Origin of the sequence: Cupriavidus sp. U2, from assembly GCF_009663685.2 — a bacterium.
Taxonomy (GTDB): Bacteria; Pseudomonadota; Gammaproteobacteria; order Burkholderiales; family Burkholderiaceae; genus Cupriavidus; species Cupriavidus necator_C.
This window is the reverse complement of record NZ_RCOG02000010.1, coordinates 34689-51439: the sequence shown is the minus strand read 5'-3', so window position 1 is coordinate 51439 and position 16751 is coordinate 34689. Positions and strand designations below refer to the sequence as shown.

At 60.3% G+C, this 16751-nt stretch carries 11 protein-coding genes; 10 read left to right on the top strand and 1 reads right to left on the bottom strand.

Annotated features, from left to right (window positions below):
• The first annotated feature begins 32 nt into the window (after positions 1-32).
• The 6 genes from D9X30_RS08835 to D9X30_RS08810 all read left to right on the top strand — a co-directional run bounded on the left by D9X30_RS08835 (position 33) and on the right by D9X30_RS08810 (position 8984).
• Positions 33-1241, top strand: coding sequence for a ParA family protein (locus tag D9X30_RS08835; RefSeq protein WP_153949658.1), 1209 nt, complete (start codon positions 33-35; stop codon positions 1239-1241).
• Positions 1238-2212 (top strand): ParB/RepB/Spo0J family partition protein, encoded by a 975-nt coding sequence (locus D9X30_RS08830; protein ID WP_153949656.1) that lies wholly within the window; start codon positions 1238-1240, stop codon positions 2210-2212. The genes D9X30_RS08835 and D9X30_RS08830 overlap by 4 nt, the downstream gene beginning before the upstream one ends.
• A 296-nt stretch (positions 2213-2508) precedes the next feature.
• Entirely contained in the window at positions 2509-3495 is a 987-nt protein-coding gene (locus D9X30_RS08825; protein ID WP_153949654.1) for a hypothetical protein, read from the top strand.
• Positions 3496-4858: 1363 nt separating this feature from the next.
• On the top strand, positions 4859-6286 hold the full coding sequence (aspA, locus tag D9X30_RS08820) for an aspartate ammonia-lyase (RefSeq protein WP_153949653.1): 1428 nt from the start codon (positions 4859-4861) through the stop codon (positions 6284-6286).
• Between the two features lie 627 nt (positions 6287-6913).
• Positions 6914-7198, top strand: a complete 285-nt coding sequence (locus D9X30_RS08815) for a hypothetical protein (RefSeq protein WP_153949652.1) — start codon at positions 6914-6916, stop codon at positions 7196-7198.
• 205 nt (positions 7199-7403) lie between these two features.
• Positions 7404-8984 (top strand): M20/M25/M40 family metallo-hydrolase, encoded by a 1581-nt coding sequence (locus D9X30_RS08810; protein ID WP_153949651.1) that lies wholly within the window; start codon positions 7404-7406, stop codon positions 8982-8984.
• A gap of 153 nt (positions 8985-9137) precedes the next feature.
• Here D9X30_RS08810 and D9X30_RS08805 read toward each other — a convergent pair whose 3' ends face one another.
• A complete protein-coding gene (locus tag D9X30_RS08805; RefSeq protein ID WP_153949650.1) occupies positions 9138-10379 on the bottom strand; it encodes a cystathionine gamma-synthase family protein in 1242 nt (413 codons plus the stop codon).
• A gap of 1113 nt (positions 10380-11492) precedes the next feature.
• On the opposite strand from D9X30_RS08805, the gene cqsA reads away from it, so the two are divergent.
• The 4 genes from cqsA (at position 11493) to D9X30_RS08785 (ending at position 16751) form a co-directional block, all read left to right on the top strand.
• Positions 11493-12770, top strand: a complete 1278-nt coding sequence (gene cqsA, locus D9X30_RS08800) for an alpha-hydroxyketone-type quorum-sensing autoinducer synthase (RefSeq protein ID WP_153949649.1) — start codon at positions 11493-11495, stop codon at positions 12768-12770.
• 24 nt (positions 12771-12794) lie between these two features.
• Positions 12795-14099 carry a sensor histidine kinase gene (locus D9X30_RS08795; protein ID WP_153949648.1) on the top strand — a complete coding sequence of 435 codons (1305 nt, stop codon included), beginning with the start codon at positions 12795-12797 and terminating at the stop codon, positions 14097-14099.
• Positions 14100-14435: 336 nt separating this feature from the next.
• Positions 14436-14948: a nucleoside deaminase gene (locus D9X30_RS08790; RefSeq protein ID WP_153949647.1), complete on the top strand. Its 513-nt coding sequence runs from the start codon at positions 14436-14438 to the stop codon at positions 14946-14948.
• Positions 14949-15134: 186 nt separating this feature from the next.
• Positions 15135-16751, top strand: a complete 1617-nt coding sequence (locus D9X30_RS08785) for an ABC transporter substrate-binding protein (RefSeq protein ID WP_153949646.1) — start codon at positions 15135-15137, stop codon at positions 16749-16751.

Genomic DNA, 16751 nt, shown 5'->3' with positions numbered 1-16751 from the left:
TTCCGGGCCTTTCCAACGGATTTACGACTGTTATGGCACGCACGAGCTTACTCAAGGCAGAACTCCCGCGCCCAGACTTTTTAGACGACCACGGCCTGTCCATCGACGGGCTTGCGGCCGTTGCGGCGCAGGCTAACGACGTCTTTGGGCAAATTCGGGATGCCATGCTGGAACCTTATCCCCGTAAGATTCCGCCCTCGTTCACGAGCAGCCAGATCGCCACGCTTTGCGGGGTCGACAAGGCGCGCTTCCATTATCTTGCTACCAAAGGTGGTTTGCCGACGGGTACCTCACAGGGCAACGGACGGGCGAAGGTCTTCAGCCTGGAAGATGCCATTACGTGGGTACGGCACGCGAACGGCAGAATGAAGCGGCCCGAAGGCCAGCGCGGGCGGATCGTCACGGTCGGCAACTTCAAGGGCGGTGTCGCCAAGACCACGACCGCGGTCTGCCTGGCGCAAGCCTTGACGCTGCTCGGCAGACGGGTCCTGATCGTCGACTGCGATCCGCAGGGCACGACGACCCAGCTTTGCGGCTGGGCACCGGATGCCGAGATTGCCGAAGAGCAGACGCTGCTGCCGCTGATCTATGGCGACCAGACGACGCTGGACTATGCCGTCCAGACGACCTATTGGCACAACCTGGATCTGATCCCGGCCTCGTCGGCACTGTTCGATGCGGAATTCGAGATTCCGTCGAAGGTGCTGTCCGAGTCGGGGTTCGAGTTCTGGGACATCCTGCGCAAGGCTCTGGTGCCGCTGTCCGAGCAGTACGACGTGATTGTCATCGACACGCCGCCTGCACTGAGCTACATCACGATCAATGCGCTGATTGCCTCGGATGGCATTCTGATGCCCTGCCCGCCTGACGGACTGGACTTTGCCAGCTCGACGCAGTTCTGGCACCTGTTCTCGGATATCGCGAAGAAGCTGCCTGGCGTACTGGAATCCAAACGTTATGACTTCATCAACATCGTGCTCACCAAGGTGAAGCAGGATGCAGTCTCGCGGGTCGTGCGCGAGTGGATGGTCAAGGCCTACGGCAATCGTGTACTGAGCATCGAAATTCCCGAGTCATCGGTCCCCAAGGGCGCCTCGGCACAACTGGCGACCGTCTATGACCTCTCCAAGCCCGACGGCAGCGTCGAAGCGTATCAGCGTTTCCGCGATCCGCTGGACAAGCTCGCCCTGCATATCGACGACCAGTTCGTCAGGGCGTGGACAGAAAGGAAAGAAGTATGAGAATCGGCGACAAGTTGTTGGCGAAGACCGCCAACATCGCAGTCAAATCCAATACGCCTAAATCCGAAGCCAACGAGCCCAAGACCTCGCCAGGGCGCATGCTGGCCGCGCAGTCTGCCGTCGCGGCGGCCGAACGCCGGGTTGCCGAGCTCGAGGCGAGCATCGGCAAGGCCGTCGAAGTCGCGCTCGACGAGATTACCGAAGTCCCCGGGCGTCGGCGCAAGCTTACGCCTGAACAGTACGCCGAGCTGCGGGAGAACCTGCGTAATAACAAGCTGGTTCACCCGATCACGCTCGTCGTGCGCGGAGACGGCAAGAAGGAACTCGTAGCCGGTCACAACCGCTATTACGTCTTCAAGGAACTCGGCCGGGACGCGATTCCGGCGGTGTTTGCCGATCTCGCGGACGTCGAGCAGATCGAGGAAGCCGCGTTCTATTCGAACCTGCTCTCGCCGTCGCTGCCCGACTTCGAAAAGTACCTTGGGTTTCGGAAGCACCTCGATCGTACGGGCCAGTCGCAACAGGATATTGCGGCGGCCGCGGGCATTTCCGCAGGGCACCTGAGCAAGCTGTTCTCGTATGCACGTTTGCCCGAACCCGCCATCGCGGCGCTGGATGCGGCAGAGGATCGTGGCCGCTTGGGGGTTAACGCGGCTTACGAGATGGCAACGTTTTTGGGCGAGCACCCGGACCAGGAAGCCGCGGTCACGGAGGTCGTAACGAAGCTTCTGAGCGACGAAAAGATCACGCAGAAGCAGGCGATCGCCCTTCTCCATGCGCGGGTGCGGCAAAGAGCTGTCGCCCCGGCGGCGGGTGAAACACATCGGATCAAGGTGGGAACGCGTGAACTGTGTGCGGTGACCACCCGTAATGGGACGGTCACGCTGAAGTTCAAGAAGGCCGAAGACGCCCAAGCCTGGGAAAAGCGGCTGCGGGAGTTTATCGAGGCCAACGCGCAGACGGGCAACTAAAAGGCAGAACTTCTGCCTTTTACAACTCATTGAGAGAGCGAAGCGAATGAAGTAAATCGCATTTTTGACACATCCCTCACCACAAAGACAAAGGCCTGGGCGGGAACCCAGGCCTCTGCTGAGTTTCGGACGGGAATCCGAAACTCGGTTTGGTGGAGTTTGATAGCTCAAAACTCAACCTACACGTATCTACGGCGGGAACCGTGAACACGAGTCGCAACGAGTGTTCAGTGTAGCGAGTCATTTTGCCTAGTCAAGCTCCGGAGGGCGTTCGTCCTTGGAAAATCGGAGTCAGTATGACTATTGCGCAACGCTACGCGCCGGGCGAGGCTATTGCTCGCCCTTCTACCCTACCCCTCGCGCTCATCGAAGCCCGAGCCGCCGTATTCGATCCGCTTAATTGCCTGGACCTTGGGACTACCGCCCGCCGGGTCCTTTTTGGCATTCTGCGATTCTTCAATTTAACTCGCCCCTCCTCGTCTATCTGGCCGCGCCGGGATTTGCTGCGCGCCGAGTCTCTGCTCAACAGCGAGTCGTCCCTCTATCGTGGCCTGGCCGATTTGGAGCGCCACGGTTATGTCGTTCGTGAGCAGATCCGCATTGCGCGCTCGGGGCGGTTCCACGTCTCGCCGGTTCGACTCACAGAGAAGGCACAGATTCTTCTTGGCCTCGTCGGCAGGTCATCAAAGGAAGACAGGCGTCAAAAAGTTATCCACAAGGAACCGTCTCTCACAATGGAAGACGGCCAATATAAGGAACATACCAACGAGCAGAAGTCTTTACAGAATTCATTCGCAAGCGAGCCGCCGGCGGGAATTGATTCAGTTTCCAAGGTACCACTTTCGTTGGCTTGGCTTCTCAAGCTCGGATTGACTGCGCGTGCCGTGTTCTCGCTCATGAGCATTGCCAAGCGTCATGGCAAGCGACTAGAGGCCATTGTCACGGCATTCCGCGAACGCCTGTCGACGCTTTCTGGCCGGGAGGCATACGCATACATCCGGTCGCTTGCGGGGAAGGCTCTGGACTTCGCTGCGATTGCCTCGGGCAAGGAAGCGACGACCCGTGCTGCCACTGAGGCGCAAAGCGCGAAGAACCTTTTGAATTCGATTCTCGCCAAGTCGCACGGGTTGACGGTCGTGAGACGCGACGGGACCAGCTTGGGACGGATCGATGCGCATGCCCAGGTAGTCATGGGGCGGGATGGCTCGTTGCCCCTGAACCTGCGCTTCGCCTTGGCCGTGCAAAAAGGGCAGGTGAGCATCCAACGGTCATCGCTCGCCTAGCCCGGGCATGGGGGATGGCCATCAAACGGTGTCGGCTGCTACTGCCCTATTCGCTACATAGGAGATTGATTCGCGAGCGACGAATGGGATGTCGAGCCTGGCGGACGGATACCGTTCCACAGGTCTCCGCAATTCTTTGTAGGGCTAACGACTGGTTTCTAGTAGAAAGTCAATCAAATCAATGAGTTATAAAGATCTACGTTCCCATGGAATGCCTGAATTTTTGCGGACTTTCCGGTGGACAGTCCTAACTTCTTGATTTGTAAGGGTTTCTATTGGAAAGAGAACCCTGCGGTTGCTGGTACGCAGACGGACACTGAAGGGATCGTATCAGCGGGGATCTTTTGCGTAGCATCTTTCGGAGTTCCCCGGCGGCCACTGAGCAAGGCGGGGAAGAAGGCTTGGGGCGATCGCGGCCCCCTTGGCGATCTGGCATTGAAGCGGGAATTCGGGGCCCGATTTGAAAGCGGTCGGGTTACGGACGACTCTGCGCTGCGCTCGTGAGAGTCGCGCTTAATGCCAAGTACCATTCTATGGTGAGCAGAGGCAACGTGAGGCGCGTCTGGCGCCGGCAGCGAGAATCAACATATTCAAGTCGCCAAACGCGAGCGCTGTCACTGAGCGGCTGGAAGCACGTGCCGAAACAGCGGGGGTGGGGCGCATGCTCGAGTCCATGTCGCGATGCCAGCAAGAGCGACGCAAACTTGTACTTGCGAAAAGACGTCACGCTCCGCTCGTCGCCGCGCGTCTTCGGAGAAAAGATCTACACCGCCTCTTCGATATAGAGTCAGTCGATTCGCTCCGCAGCGGCGCATAGCCTGCATCGGCCTGATGGCACCCCGGGGTCTGCAAAATTGTGCGCAGAGCAGCGGCATCATGGTCGAGTGCCCAGCCTGGCCGCGTCCTGCCGTGCCGGTGTTCAGGCAATGTGGTACCAGGTGTATTGCGACAAGTCCTTGCATTCACCGAAGAGAAGGCGACGGCGGCAACGCGGGGAAGCAAATCAGGCGATTTGCCCCTTGTTCATACAGCGACAATCGACGTAACCCATTGTTTTCATTCTAAAAAACAATGCTTCCGAAATGCGCCGGACCGTTTTACCGGCCAAATGGCAATGCAAATTATTTTGGATCGATGGCGGAGCCGCTGGCGGGCCATGACAGGCCTTCTTTGCATCGTCACGGAAGCCCTGCCGGCGGGACGGCATCCCGCCACTTCGCCACGGGCAACGTGTGACAGCCGATGTTCCTTGTGCATAACCGTCACCATCGTGGTCGGCGTAATACTCTCTTTGCATAAGACCCACTCGGGCGGTGTAACTTCATACACTTCACGATACGCATGCTGCTGAGGGAGACGAGCCATGGCCGCCACATCGTTTCGTACTGAACACGACCTCATTGGGGACAAAGAAGTCCCTTCGGATGCCTACTATGGCGTACACACCCTGCGGGCCGTTGAGAATTTTCCAATCACCGGGACACCAATCTCCATCTACCCGGAGTTAATCAAGGCGCTTGCGGCGATCAAGCAGGCGGCTGCCCTTGCCAACCATGAGTTGGGGCTCCTGGACGAGCGGCGTTGCAATGCGATCGTGGACGCCTGCAAGGAAATCATCGCTGGTCATCTGCATGACCAATTCGTCGTGGACGTCATTCAAGGCGGAGCGGGTACCTCGACAAACATGAATGCCAACGAGGTCATCGCCAACCGTGCGCTGGAACTGCTTGGGCACCACAAAGGCGAATACGAGCATCTTCATCCCAACGAGCACGTCAACATCGGCCAAAGCACCAACGATGTCTATCCGAGTTCGCTGAAAGTGGCGACGTGGTTTGGTATCGCTGGACTCATTGACGCGATGGCGACGCTGCGCAACGCATTCGAAGCCAAGGCGGCGGAGTTCGCGCACATTATCAAGATGGGACGTACCCAACTGCAGGACGCCGTGCCGATGACGCTGGGTCAGGAGTTCAGTACGTACGCGGTGATGCTAGGTGAGGACGAGCAGCGCTTGCGTGAAGCATCAATGCTCATCTGCGAAATCAATCTGGGTGCCACCGCGATCGGTACGGGCATCACCGCGCACCCTTCCTACGCGCCCCTGGTATTGCAGCGGCTTCGTGACATTACTGGCATCCCGCTGCAGACGGCTCCGAATCTGATCGAGGCAACGCAAGACTGTGGCGCCTTCGTCCAGCTCTCGGGGGTCCTAAAGCGTGTAGCGGTAAAGCTATCGAAGACTTGCAATGACCTGCGCCTGCTGTCGAGCGGCCCACGAGCAGGTCTGAATGAGATTAACCTGCCACCGATGCAGGCAGGTTCCAGCATCATGCCTGGCAAGGTAAATCCCGTTATTCCGGAGGTCGTCAATCAGATCGCCTTTGAAGTCATTGGTAATGACGTCACCGTGACCTTCGCGGCAGAGGCAGGGCAGCTCCAACTCAATGCGTTCGAGCCGATCATTGCCCACAGCCTCTTCAAAAGCGTGAGTCATCTGCGCAATGGTTGTTTGACGCTGGCGGAACGATGCGTCAAGGGCATTACCGCGAATGAGGAAAGGCTTCGCGCAATCGTGGAGAATTCCATCGGTATTGTCACGGCGTTGAACCCATACATTGGATACGCCAATGCGACTGCCGTCGCGCAGGAAGCGCATGCCACCGGTGGTAGCGTCTATGAGATCGTGCTGCAAAAGGGCTTGTTATCGAAAGAGGAACTGGACCGGATTCTGCGACCTGAAACGCTGACGCAGCCCGTACCGCTGGGGACCAGGGATCCATCGCGCTGAGCGGTTTCTGTTATGCACGCCTGCCGAAGACACCTATGCTTCGGATATGTCTTCAGGGAATCCGTCTATGTTTGACACACTGAGAGCTTGCACTGGTACAACGTGGTGTCGCGGTATGGCGACTGCGTTAGCGGTTGCCCTGCTGGCCACGACGATGGGTGGATGCGAGGGCGTTCCCAGGGATACCACCGCGACGCCTCCGCCGCCGCGTGAGTCGTTCTCCCGCAGCGATGAAGTCTATCCTGCGCCCAACACCGCTCAAGATCAGCGGCCAGCCGCGCGCACGCCTTAATGTGGTGTGGCAGTCGTCGTGGGCAGTTGCGTAACGCCAAAGCCCGCCGCATCGCCCTGATGGCCGGCGCAGCCGTAGCCTCGGCAAGTCGGCGGCCCTTCACTTGACCGCCGCGTGGCGGAACATCGAGTGCGCTCCTTTTTTGCCATCGGTTGTAGAAAGCAGCCGGTGCGTCAAGCGTTCCACAACACGTGATAGCCGGCGCCCGTCCCGGATTGAGCCGGATTTTCCATTTCCGATGGCCGCGGTGATGACGGCGGCGCGGTGGTATCCCGGCTATCTGCCGGTGGCATGCTCCATGCTGATGATGGTATGCCGCAGTTCTGCAGCTTTCGATGCTGCCGATCCCTGGAACAACGCAGGAGCAGATCATGTTCAACGGGAAACTCGTTCATCTGGCGTTGCCACTCATCACGTATATCGCAGCAGCGGGTGCCGGAGTAGGCTTCGCTGCTTACCAGGAGACGCGAAAACGAAAGCAACACCAGGCTGCGGACGCATTTCGGTCTGGTGAAAATCCTGGCGGAGACCATTCCGTTGCCGCGGACAACCTGCCCTCGGGCGATGGCATTGAACCGGCGCCGCAGTCGCGTACCTATCCCTTCAATGCTGTCGGTTGAATAGGGCCCTCATCGACGAAAGACATCCCAGTAAGTGGGCCGTGACAGCGAAGCGTGCCGCAAGGCGAAAGCCACGGGGCGCGGAGGGCTCCGGGGGAGGGGGGTGATGGGTCCTTCTGCCGCTGATTGCGGCGCATAGTCCCTTTTGGTTCACGGAGGCTGCCGTCATAATGCATGCCGTCATACAACCAACAGAGAGAAAGACATGCGCACCCCCTCGCGAATTCCGCATCGTTCCCGCAGACTGGCGCTTGTTGCGTCGCTGATCCTGGCGTATGGGACTGTGGTGAGCGCCACCACGTTGGACCGCGCACAGCTTGAGCAATCGGCTGGCCGTGCGGCAGCAGCAAGCTATCGCGAATGGGTGGAGCTGCTGGCGATTCCCAACGATGCAACCGTGCCGGCCGATATTCAAAAGAACGTGGACTGGCTTACCAAGGCCTTTTCCCGACGCGGATTCCAGGCGCAGGCGCTCGCAAATGGCGACAAGCCGATGATGTACGCCGAGTACACGGCGCCCGAAGCAAGCGCGACCGCACCGCGCAAAACTGTACTGTTCTATATGCACCTGGATGGCCAGTCGGTGACACCGTCCCAGTGGGCGCAGAAGAGTCCATGGGAAGCCACGCTCAAGGCCCGCGCTGCCGACGGCAAATGGGAAACCCTGCCGCTCGACAAACTGTACGGTGGCCAGGTGGACCCCGAGTGGCGCCTCTTCGCACGTTCCTCATCGGACGACAAGGGACCCATCGTGATGTTCCTGGCAGCCTTCGATGCGCTCAAGGCGGCGGGCGTGGAGCCGGGCGTCAACATCAAGGTGCTGCTCGATTCCGAGGAGGAAAAGGGCTCACCCTCGCTTGGACAGGTCATTGCCCAGAATCTTGCGCTATTGCGAAATGACGGCATGGTCATCTTCGATGGCCCGATGCACCAGAGCAATCAGCCGACGCTGGTATTCGGCAACCGGGGCATCCAGCTCGTGCAGCTGAAAGTCTTCGGTGCAAGCCAGGGACTGCACAGCGGACACTACGGCAACTACTCCGCCAATCCGGTGCAACGCCTGGCGAGCTTGCTGGCGTCGATGAAGGACGAGAATGGCCGCGTGACCATCCCCGGCTATTACACACCGGTAAAGTTCGACGAGCGGGCCCGGAAGATCATGGCGGCGGTGCCAGACGACGAGGCGGCGCTTAAGCGCCGGCTGGGCATTGCCAGCGCAGAAAAGGTCGGCGCCAATTACCAGGAGGCGATGCAGTATCCCAGCCTGAACGTACGCGGCATTGCCGCGGGTGACGTCGGCCCCAAGGCGCGGACCATCATTCCCGAAGTGGCCATCGCTGATATCGATCTGCGTACGGTACCGGAGACGCCGCCCGAGTCGCTGGTGGCGCTGCTGCGCAAGCACATCGAGAAGCAGGGCTACCACCTGGTGAACGGCGAGCCGACGGCAGAAGAGCGAGCGCGCTATCCGAAACTGGCATCGCTCACGGCCGGTGAAGTGTCTGCTTCGAGTTCGGCGGCCCGTACCGATCTGGACGCGCCGATCAGCAAATGGCTACAGGGCGTGATGCACGATACCTACGGCAAGTCGCCCGTGCAGATCCGGATGATGGGCGGAACCGTCCCCACCGGTGCTGCGGTGCAGGCGCTCAAGTCCCCGTTCGTGATCGTGCCGCTGGTCAATGCCGACAATAATCAGCACAGCTTTGACGAGAACATGCGGCTTGGCAACTACCGCGATGGCATCCAGACCATCATGGGAATCTTGCAGACGCCCTTCAAGTAAGTCGTACAGCGGTTCGGCCGGTGAGGTCGGGAGGGAACGGACTGCAGGCTCGGGCACCTTGATGACGTTGGGCTCACCGTCTGGTGAGCCCGAATCCATCACGCAATGCTGGTCATGCAGACAGCGGTGCCACTTTCTTCTGGCGCTGCCGTTCTACGCGGCCAGTTTCAGCGCCTGTGAGAAGTCCGCGATCAGATCGTCGATGTCCTCAATGCCGGCCGACAGGCGCAGCATGCCATCGGAAATCCCCATTGCCTTGCGTGTCTCGGGGCCGGCTTCGAAGAAGATCGTAGGAGCCACGGGAATGATCAGCGTTCGGGTGTCGCCAAGACCGGTTGCCTTGATGGGCAGCGCAAGCGCGTTGACGATGTCAATCATGCGGTCCGCGTTCTTCAGTTCGAAAGACAGGAGCCACGATGCGCCGGAAAAAAGCGATTGCGCGATTTCATACTGCGGATGGCTCGGCAGGCCCGGGTAGTACACCCTTCCGACAGCCGGATGCCGCTCCAGAAACTGTGCGAGCGCGAGCGCGTTGTCGCTGCTTTGCTTCACGCGCAGCGCGAGCGTTTCGGCCCCGATGGCGATCGCATGTGCCTGCTCGGACGACAATGCCGCGCCCATGTCGCGCAAGCCCTTCTTGCGGATTTGCAGCAGCCCCTGCTCCTTGCCCACTGCACGCCGATAATCCTCGGCAATGTTGGGATATGTGCTCCAGTCGAACAAGCCGGTATCGGTTACGGCGCCCCCAAGTGCGGTGCCATGACCGCCAATCGTCTTCGTCAGCGAGCTAATGACGAGGCTGGCCCCGACTGTCTTCGGCCGGAACAAGGCCGGCGAGGTGATCGTGTTATCGACGACATACGCGATACCGCGCTCGCGGCACACGTTGCCGATGCCTTGCAGATCCGGAATTTGTGTGCCCGGGTTCGCGATGGTTTCGACGAACACCATCCGGGTATTCGGACGGATGGCCTGCTTGACCTCTTCGACATTGCACGCATCGACCGTCGTCACGTCTATGCCGAGCGTACGCAGCGTTCCGAACAGGCTGTTGGTGTTCCCGAACACATAACGGCTCGCCACGAGATGATCGCCTGCACGCAACAGCGTGAGAAACGTTGCCGTGATCGCGGCCATGCCGGTGCTGAAGCAGATCGTGCCAATGCCGTCTTCCAGGCTAGTGATCTTGCGCTCAAGCGCCGCGGTCGTGGGCGTGCCCTGGCGCGCGTAGTTGAAGCCACCCTTCTTCGTGCCCTGGAATACGCCGATGAGGTCCTCGACGCGATCGAAACCATACTGCACAGAGGTATGGATTGGCTGATGAACGCCACCATGCTCGGTACCTGTGAGTCTGTCGCCGTGAACAATGGCGGTGGTGAAGCCCTGCTTGTCCATTCCTTGTGCCTCTTGAGCCGATCAGTTGTGCCTCATTATCGCTGCTAACCCTTGCGCTGCGAAAGCCTCTGCATGGGGCGTAAGCGTCAGAACCAGCCGCTCCAGCAGTGTTGACGCTGTGGAAGTTGCCTCAGCCATCGATCCATGGATCGCAGGAAACGGCCGCCGCCCCGGCGCAGAGCAGGGTAGGCCAGTGCAGAAAGTCGCGCGAATGTCGTCGCGGTCGTGCAGGCGAACTGGGTCGAAGCAGAGCGATTCCCTGCTCGCGAACGCCGAGGTCTCGAAAGTGGGAAGCGTAGCGGGAGTGCAGGGGAGGGCGATCAGACGTCACCCGATCTGGAATGCGGCATGTCGTCGTAACGGGTAAGTGATGAATGAGACACTTGAAGTCTAAGTGCTCATTGTCTTTCCAATAGAAATCCTGCAAAAACAAGGACTTGGCACCAAACTCTTTCGTCCAGATCGCGCCTTCTAATGTTCGTCGAAAGTTAAGCGACTTACGTGAACGGCGTTCTCTTGAAAAGCAATTAACCGCCCTAAATCCGAACTCCGCAAATCTGCTTGCAAAGCAATGTCCGAAATATGTGGCGCAAGTGGTTCTGAGTGCCAAAGTCGCCTATCGGATGGCATCCGATTTCGCACGTTGGTGCGTTTAGGAAAGTAGGGCCTCAATATTATTTAGCGAGGCCCAATCAGTGCTCAGCGGAGCAGGCCAGCAGATTGCTTCTTCGTCGGGCGTTAGCTACTGCTTTTCCTCACCACCGGGCATGGTGCCGCGCTGCCACGGACAAATGCTGGCATGCGTTTCTCATGCCAGAAGCGGTCGATTTTGGGTATCCGGCAATAGCGCGGGCGTGCCCAATGGGCGTCGAATAGATGACGCAAACTGTCATGCTGTGCCGTACCGTCCTTCGAACGAAACCAAGGGGGGCGGCAAGCCGGTGTCGTCACGGCCGACGCATGGCGCGAGCTTTCGGGTTCGCGACAGGCTTTGGCTTAGCCTGCGGTTGCCGTGTTCCTCCCATCCAATGAGGGCAGGCCTCCGCTGCAGACCTCAAGTTTTCAAGTCATTCGTTTTTTGATTTTGGCGCTCATTTCTTTGGAGGAAAACCGATGTCGCCCGCCAATCTTCATTCACAACCGACAAAATCTGTCAGTCGCATACAATCCGCGCCGTTACCGGCATGGATCTCGGATCGGATGGCTGCCCATTTCGTCGACAGAATGGAAAAACTCTGGGGGGGCGATCACCTGCTGCACGGACGCGTCCCGGGCCCAGATGCCTTGCACCTGAGCAGCAACGACTATCTATGCCTGCTGGGGGAAACTGCGCTGGTCCAGGCGCAAGCGCGGGCGCTACTCGACGAGGCGCCCGAATTGCTGATGTCTTCGGTGTTTCGGCACGGCGACACGCCACAACAGCAGGTCGAACGGAAACTCGCCACGCTCATGCAGGCCGAGGATGGCCTGATCGCCCAGTCAGGATGGGCGGCTAACGTCGGGCTGGTGCAGTGTATTGCGGGGCCGGGGGTGCCCGTCTACATCGACATGAACGGCCATGCCTCGCTGTGGGAAGGCATCAGCGCGGCCGGGGCTCAGGCCGTGCCAGTGCGCCACAACGACTTCGCTCACGCCGCGCGCCAGATCGAGCGCATGGGTCCGGGCGTCATTCTGGTGGATGCCGTCTATAGCACCACGGGCAGCGTGGCGCCGTTGGAAGCGTACGTGCAAATGGCGGAAGCGACAGGCAGCGTCCTGGTGGTGGATGAATCACATTCGCTAGGCACGCATGGCCCTGCGGGCGGCGGGCTTGTCCCCGCGCTGGGGCTTTCCGAACGGGTCCATTTCCGGACGGCGTCGCTGGCCAAGGCGTTTGCCGGGCGCGCCGGGTTCGTGGCCTGTTCGACCCGATTCAAGGATTTCTTCGCGGTGGAGGCACGTCCGGCCATTTTCAGTTCCGGTCTGCTGCGCCATGAAATCGCCTGGTTCGATGCCGCGGCGGATTTCATTGCGCGCGCAGACGATCGCAGGGCGCGCCTGCATGCCATCACCCGGTCTACACGCGCAGCCATTACCGAGCTTGGCTACAACATCAGCGACGGGAGCGAGCAGATCATCGGGCTGGAGGCGGGTACGGAACCCCAGGTCATGGTTCTGCGCAACGCACTGCAGCGGCACGGCATCTTCGGCGCCGTCTTTTGCTCCCCTGCTACCCCCAAAAATAGGGCATTGATGCGCCTTACGCTGCATGCGAAACTCACTCCTTCCGACATGGACCGGCTGATCGACGTTCTCGCGAAGATTCGGGACGAGGTCAGGCTGGCGGAGTGGTCATCGACGCGCCGCGCGCATCGCGGCCGCACCTGTTCACCAGGCAGCACAGCGCCATAATCTTGCAGGGGTCAGACGCTCGAGATGGAAGCCACGCAAGCGCAATCAGGGGACGAATCGTTGTGGATTCGGCTCGTCAAGGATGCCCGGCGTGCCGTATTTGAGACGGCCTCCCGGACCACCTTGCTCGACGAGGAAAGCGTCGTGCGCCTGCGTCGTATCCAGATGGTGGGCGCGCTGGGGGTCATTGGCCATCCGCTTTACTACGTCATCTGGTCCTATGTCTTTCCGCAGGCTTACGAAAACCTGTGGCTGCGACTGATTTGCACGGCACTATTTGTGCCGCTGTTGTTCGCTTCTGCACTGTCGCACAAGCGATGGCTGCCGACCTATGCGCTGTTTGCCATTACCGTCGGGATGCCCTTCGCTTTTATCTTCTTCTACCTGGAGAACCACGGCTCGCTGGTATGGGCGGAGTCGGTCATCATCGCCGTGGTGGTCCTATACCACTTCAGTTCGGCGTTCGCGACAATGGCCCTGCTCTCGGGAGCAGCCGGCGCATTTGCATTGTTCGTGGTGGCCGGTCACTCCATTGCAGGCATTCCATGGCAACCGCTGCTGTTGCAGTTGCCGATCATTGCGTTCGTGATCGCCGTGCTCGTTGTGATCAAATTGGATCGCCAGTTGCTGGTCGAAGAAAAGCGACGGGGGATGGCCGTCGCCCTGGCAACGGTCGCGCATGAATTGCGCACGCCCCTGACGAGTCTGACGATGACCGCTGCGGGGCTCCAAAGCAGGTTGCCCGCGGCGCTAGATCCGCAGGCAGCGCATCGAGAGGGGCTTCTCCAGGCCATTGCCCGCTTACAGGCCGATCTCGCGCATGTCAGCAGCAGCATCGATTTGCTGGTGGCGAACTCCAAGGACCCGAAGGCGGCCAGGCAAGAGGTGTTCGACCTGGTCCACGCCGTGCGCCAGAGTATTGACCGGTTTCCGTTCGAACCTGCGCGTCAGGATATCGTCACGATCGATGCGTCGGCACCTCTGCACGTGCTGGGCAACGCGCAACTGTTCGAATTGGTCATTACCAATCTGACCAAGAATGCGCTCGAGGCGATCAAGCGGGCAGGGAAGGGCAAGATTCTGATCCGCTGTGAGACGAGAGGCAGCGACGTCTATGTCCTGTTCCGGGATACAGGGCCGGGAGTTCCGGCCCATGTCCTGGCCCGGATGTTCCAGCCGTTTTTTTCCTATCCCGCGCATCGCGGCACGGGTATCGGACTGGCGTTTTGCAGGGATGTCTTGCGCAGTTGGGGGGCTTCGATCTCCTGCCAATCGGTGGAGCACGAGTTCACCGAATTCGCGCTTCAGTTCCCAAAGCACAAGGCTTGATCCCTCACCAACGGCAACCACGCGCGGACTGGCTTGCGTTCGGCGATCTCGTGGCCATAACAATCAGGATTTCTCCGTCATTCTTGTTGAGGTTATGGCGAAACCACTAAGGTCGGTAGTCCAGGAATGCAGTTTTCGTATTCATCGATGCCATTGTGATAAGAATGCTTATCTTCACGCCGCACCGATGCACCTGGAGCAATAGAGCGGCGTCGCGTGATGCCGGGCCCGCGGTGCGTTGGTCGTGGCGGTATCGGTCAGCGTTGGGGGTCCTGCCGATGCCATTTCCGGCGCTGGTGAACAAAGTCCTATCGTCCTATTCCCCTGGAGAACTACATGGCAACCCTGAACATTGAAGAAACTTCCGAAGACGTGTCGATGCTCGATATGGACCTGCTGCGCCAGTCGATTGCCGCGTCCTATGAGGCCAGGCAGCGCGGCCGCCATCCTTTCGCTGCGCTGGTTGCCGACGAAAACGGCAACGTCATCGCGGCCGCAGGCAACAACTCGATGCCACCGGAAGGTGATCCGACCCAGCATGCCGAACTGGCCGCCGCTGCCGCAGCAGCACGTGTGCGGACGCCGGAACAACTCGCCCGCTGCACGCTGTACACGAGTGCGGAGCCGTGCTGCATGTGTGCCGGTGCGGTCTACTGGACCGGAATCGGTCGCGTTGTCTACGCACTGTCGGAGCATTCCCTGCTCGGTCTCACGGGAGACCACCCCGAAAACCCGACGTTCTCGCTACCCTGCCGGGAAGTGTTCGAACGCGGTCAGCGCAAGGTGAAGGTGGCCGGTCCGATGCTGGAGGAAGAAGCCGCCCGCGCGCACGCGGGCTTCTGGAAGTAGTCGCTCATCTTCAGCCGGCCGCCATGGCGCGGGCCGCGGCTGCTCTTTCGCCGCCTCCGCGCGAGGCGTCCATCAGGGGCGACGATGCACCAAACGCGATAGCAAAGAGGAAATCCTTCGTTCCCGGCCCGGCGGGCGATATCTACACTCGATGGCTGTCACCATCCGCCCATCCTGCCGCCCGAAATGAACCGTCGCGATTTCCTTGCTGCTTCCACGCTGTTTTCCATCGGTGTCCCGTTCTCGGCGGACGTTCTCGCAGACGCTTCCGCAGCGCAGGGGTCGCCGGTCCGCGGCGGCGTGCTCAACGTGGCCGTCTCGCCAGAGCCGACGCTGCTGACCTCCGCATTCATCACCACGATGAACATCGGACAGGTATCCAGCAAGGTGCTGGAAGGCCTCGTTGCCTACGACCTGAACCTGCGTCCCGTGCCTGCGCTGGCAACGTCGTGGAAGACCTCGGCCGACGGTCTGACCACGACTTTCCAGTTGCGCAAGAACGTCAAGTGGCACGACGGCAAGGATTTCTCGGCTGCGGATGTCCAGTACACGCTGCTTGAAGTCTGGAAGAAGCTCCATCCGTTTGGCCGCGCGGCCTTTGCCAACGTCACGGCCGTGGATACGCCCGACCCGCACACGGTCATCATTCGCCTGTCGTCGCCCGCCCCCTACCTGATCAACTACATCAACACGTACGGCGCGCAGATCCTGCCGCGCCACCTCTACGAGGGCAAGGACGTGTTGAGCAACCCGTTGAACAATGCGCCGGTGGGCACCGGCCCGTTCGTGTTCAAGGAGTGGGTCAAGGGCAGCCATGTGCGGCTGGAGCGGAACCCGAACTACTGGCAGAAAGACCAGCCATACCTGGACGGCGTCGTATTCAAGTTCATCCCCGACGCCGCGGCCCGCACGGTGGCGCTGGAGGCGGGCGAGATCGACGTGGCTCTTGGGTCCAGCATTCCGCTGTCGAACCTGGGCCGCTTCCAGGACAAGCAACGCTACCGCATCAACACCGATGATGGCCGCTACCTGGCCACAATCTTCCTGACGCAGTTCAACGTCCGCAAGCCGTACTTCGCCGATCGGCGGGTTCGACAGGCCCTGGCCTACGCCATCGACCGCAACGCGCTGCTGAAGGTGGTGTTCCTGGGCTACGGCAAGCCTGCCACGGGGCCCGTGCCGTCTTCGGTCGTCAACTACTATTCGCCCGATACGCGCCAGTATCCGTTTGACGTCAGGAAGGCCGCTGCGCTGCTGGACGAGGCCGGCTACAGGCCGGGCAAGGACGGCAAGCGCCTGCGCGTCACGCTGGACTACGATGGCGGCGGGGGCGTCACCGCCAGCCGTCCGGCGGAGTTCATCAAGCAATCGCTGGCGCGCGTCGGGGTGGACGTGGAACTGCGCGCTGGCGACACCGCCACCTACCTGCGCCGCGTGTTTACCGACCAGGACTACGACCTGATGATCTCCAGCCTGCATCGGCTGCCCGATCCCACGCTGGGCGTGCAGCGGCTGTTCTGGACGAAGAACATCATCAAGGGCGCGCCATGGACCAACGGCTCGGGGTACTCGAACCCGGAGCTCGACCGCGTCATGGAAGCCGCCGGGCGCGAGGCCGACGAGGGCAAACGCAAGGCCCTGCTCAAGCAGTGGCAGCAGATCGTGCAGGACGACGTGCCGGTACTCGATCTGGTGGAACAGACCTGGGTCACCGTGTCCACGGCGCGCTTCCGCAAGGCGACGGCGCAGGGTGACGGCCTGTTTGCATCGTATGCCGATGCATGGCTCACGCCCCGGGCCTGA

Bases quoted from the DNA above. Each gene is read 5' to 3' on its own strand.
- D9X30_RS08790 (WP_153949647.1), top strand. From the start codon at position 14,436: ATGGCAACCCTGAACATTGAAGAAACTTCCGAAGACGTGTCGATGCTC.
- D9X30_RS08815 (WP_153949652.1), top strand. From the start codon at position 6,914: ATGCTGCCGATCCCTGGAACAACGCAGGAGCAGATCATGTTCAACGGG.
- D9X30_RS08795 (WP_153949648.1), top strand. From the start codon at position 12,795: ATGGAAGCCACGCAAGCGCAATCAGGGGACGAATCGTTGTGGATTCGG.
- D9X30_RS08805 (WP_153949650.1), bottom strand. From the start codon at position 10,379: ATGGACAAGCAGGGCTTCACCACCGCCATTGTTCACGGCGACAGACTC.
- cqsA (WP_153949649.1), top strand. From the start codon at position 11,493: ATGTCGCCCGCCAATCTTCATTCACAACCGACAAAATCTGTCAGTCGC.
- D9X30_RS08810 (WP_153949651.1), top strand. From the start codon at position 7,404: ATGCGCACCCCCTCGCGAATTCCGCATCGTTCCCGCAGACTGGCGCTT.
- D9X30_RS08825 (WP_153949654.1), top strand. From the start codon at position 2,509: ATGACTATTGCGCAACGCTACGCGCCGGGCGAGGCTATTGCTCGCCCT.
- D9X30_RS08830 (WP_153949656.1), top strand. From the start codon at position 1,238: ATGAGAATCGGCGACAAGTTGTTGGCGAAGACCGCCAACATCGCAGTC.
- D9X30_RS08835 (WP_153949658.1), top strand. From the start codon at position 33: ATGGCACGCACGAGCTTACTCAAGGCAGAACTCCCGCGCCCAGACTTT.
- D9X30_RS08785 (WP_153949646.1), top strand. From the start codon at position 15,135: ATGAACCGTCGCGATTTCCTTGCTGCTTCCACGCTGTTTTCCATCGGT.
- aspA (WP_153949653.1), top strand. From the start codon at position 4,859: ATGGCCGCCACATCGTTTCGTACTGAACACGACCTCATTGGGGACAAA.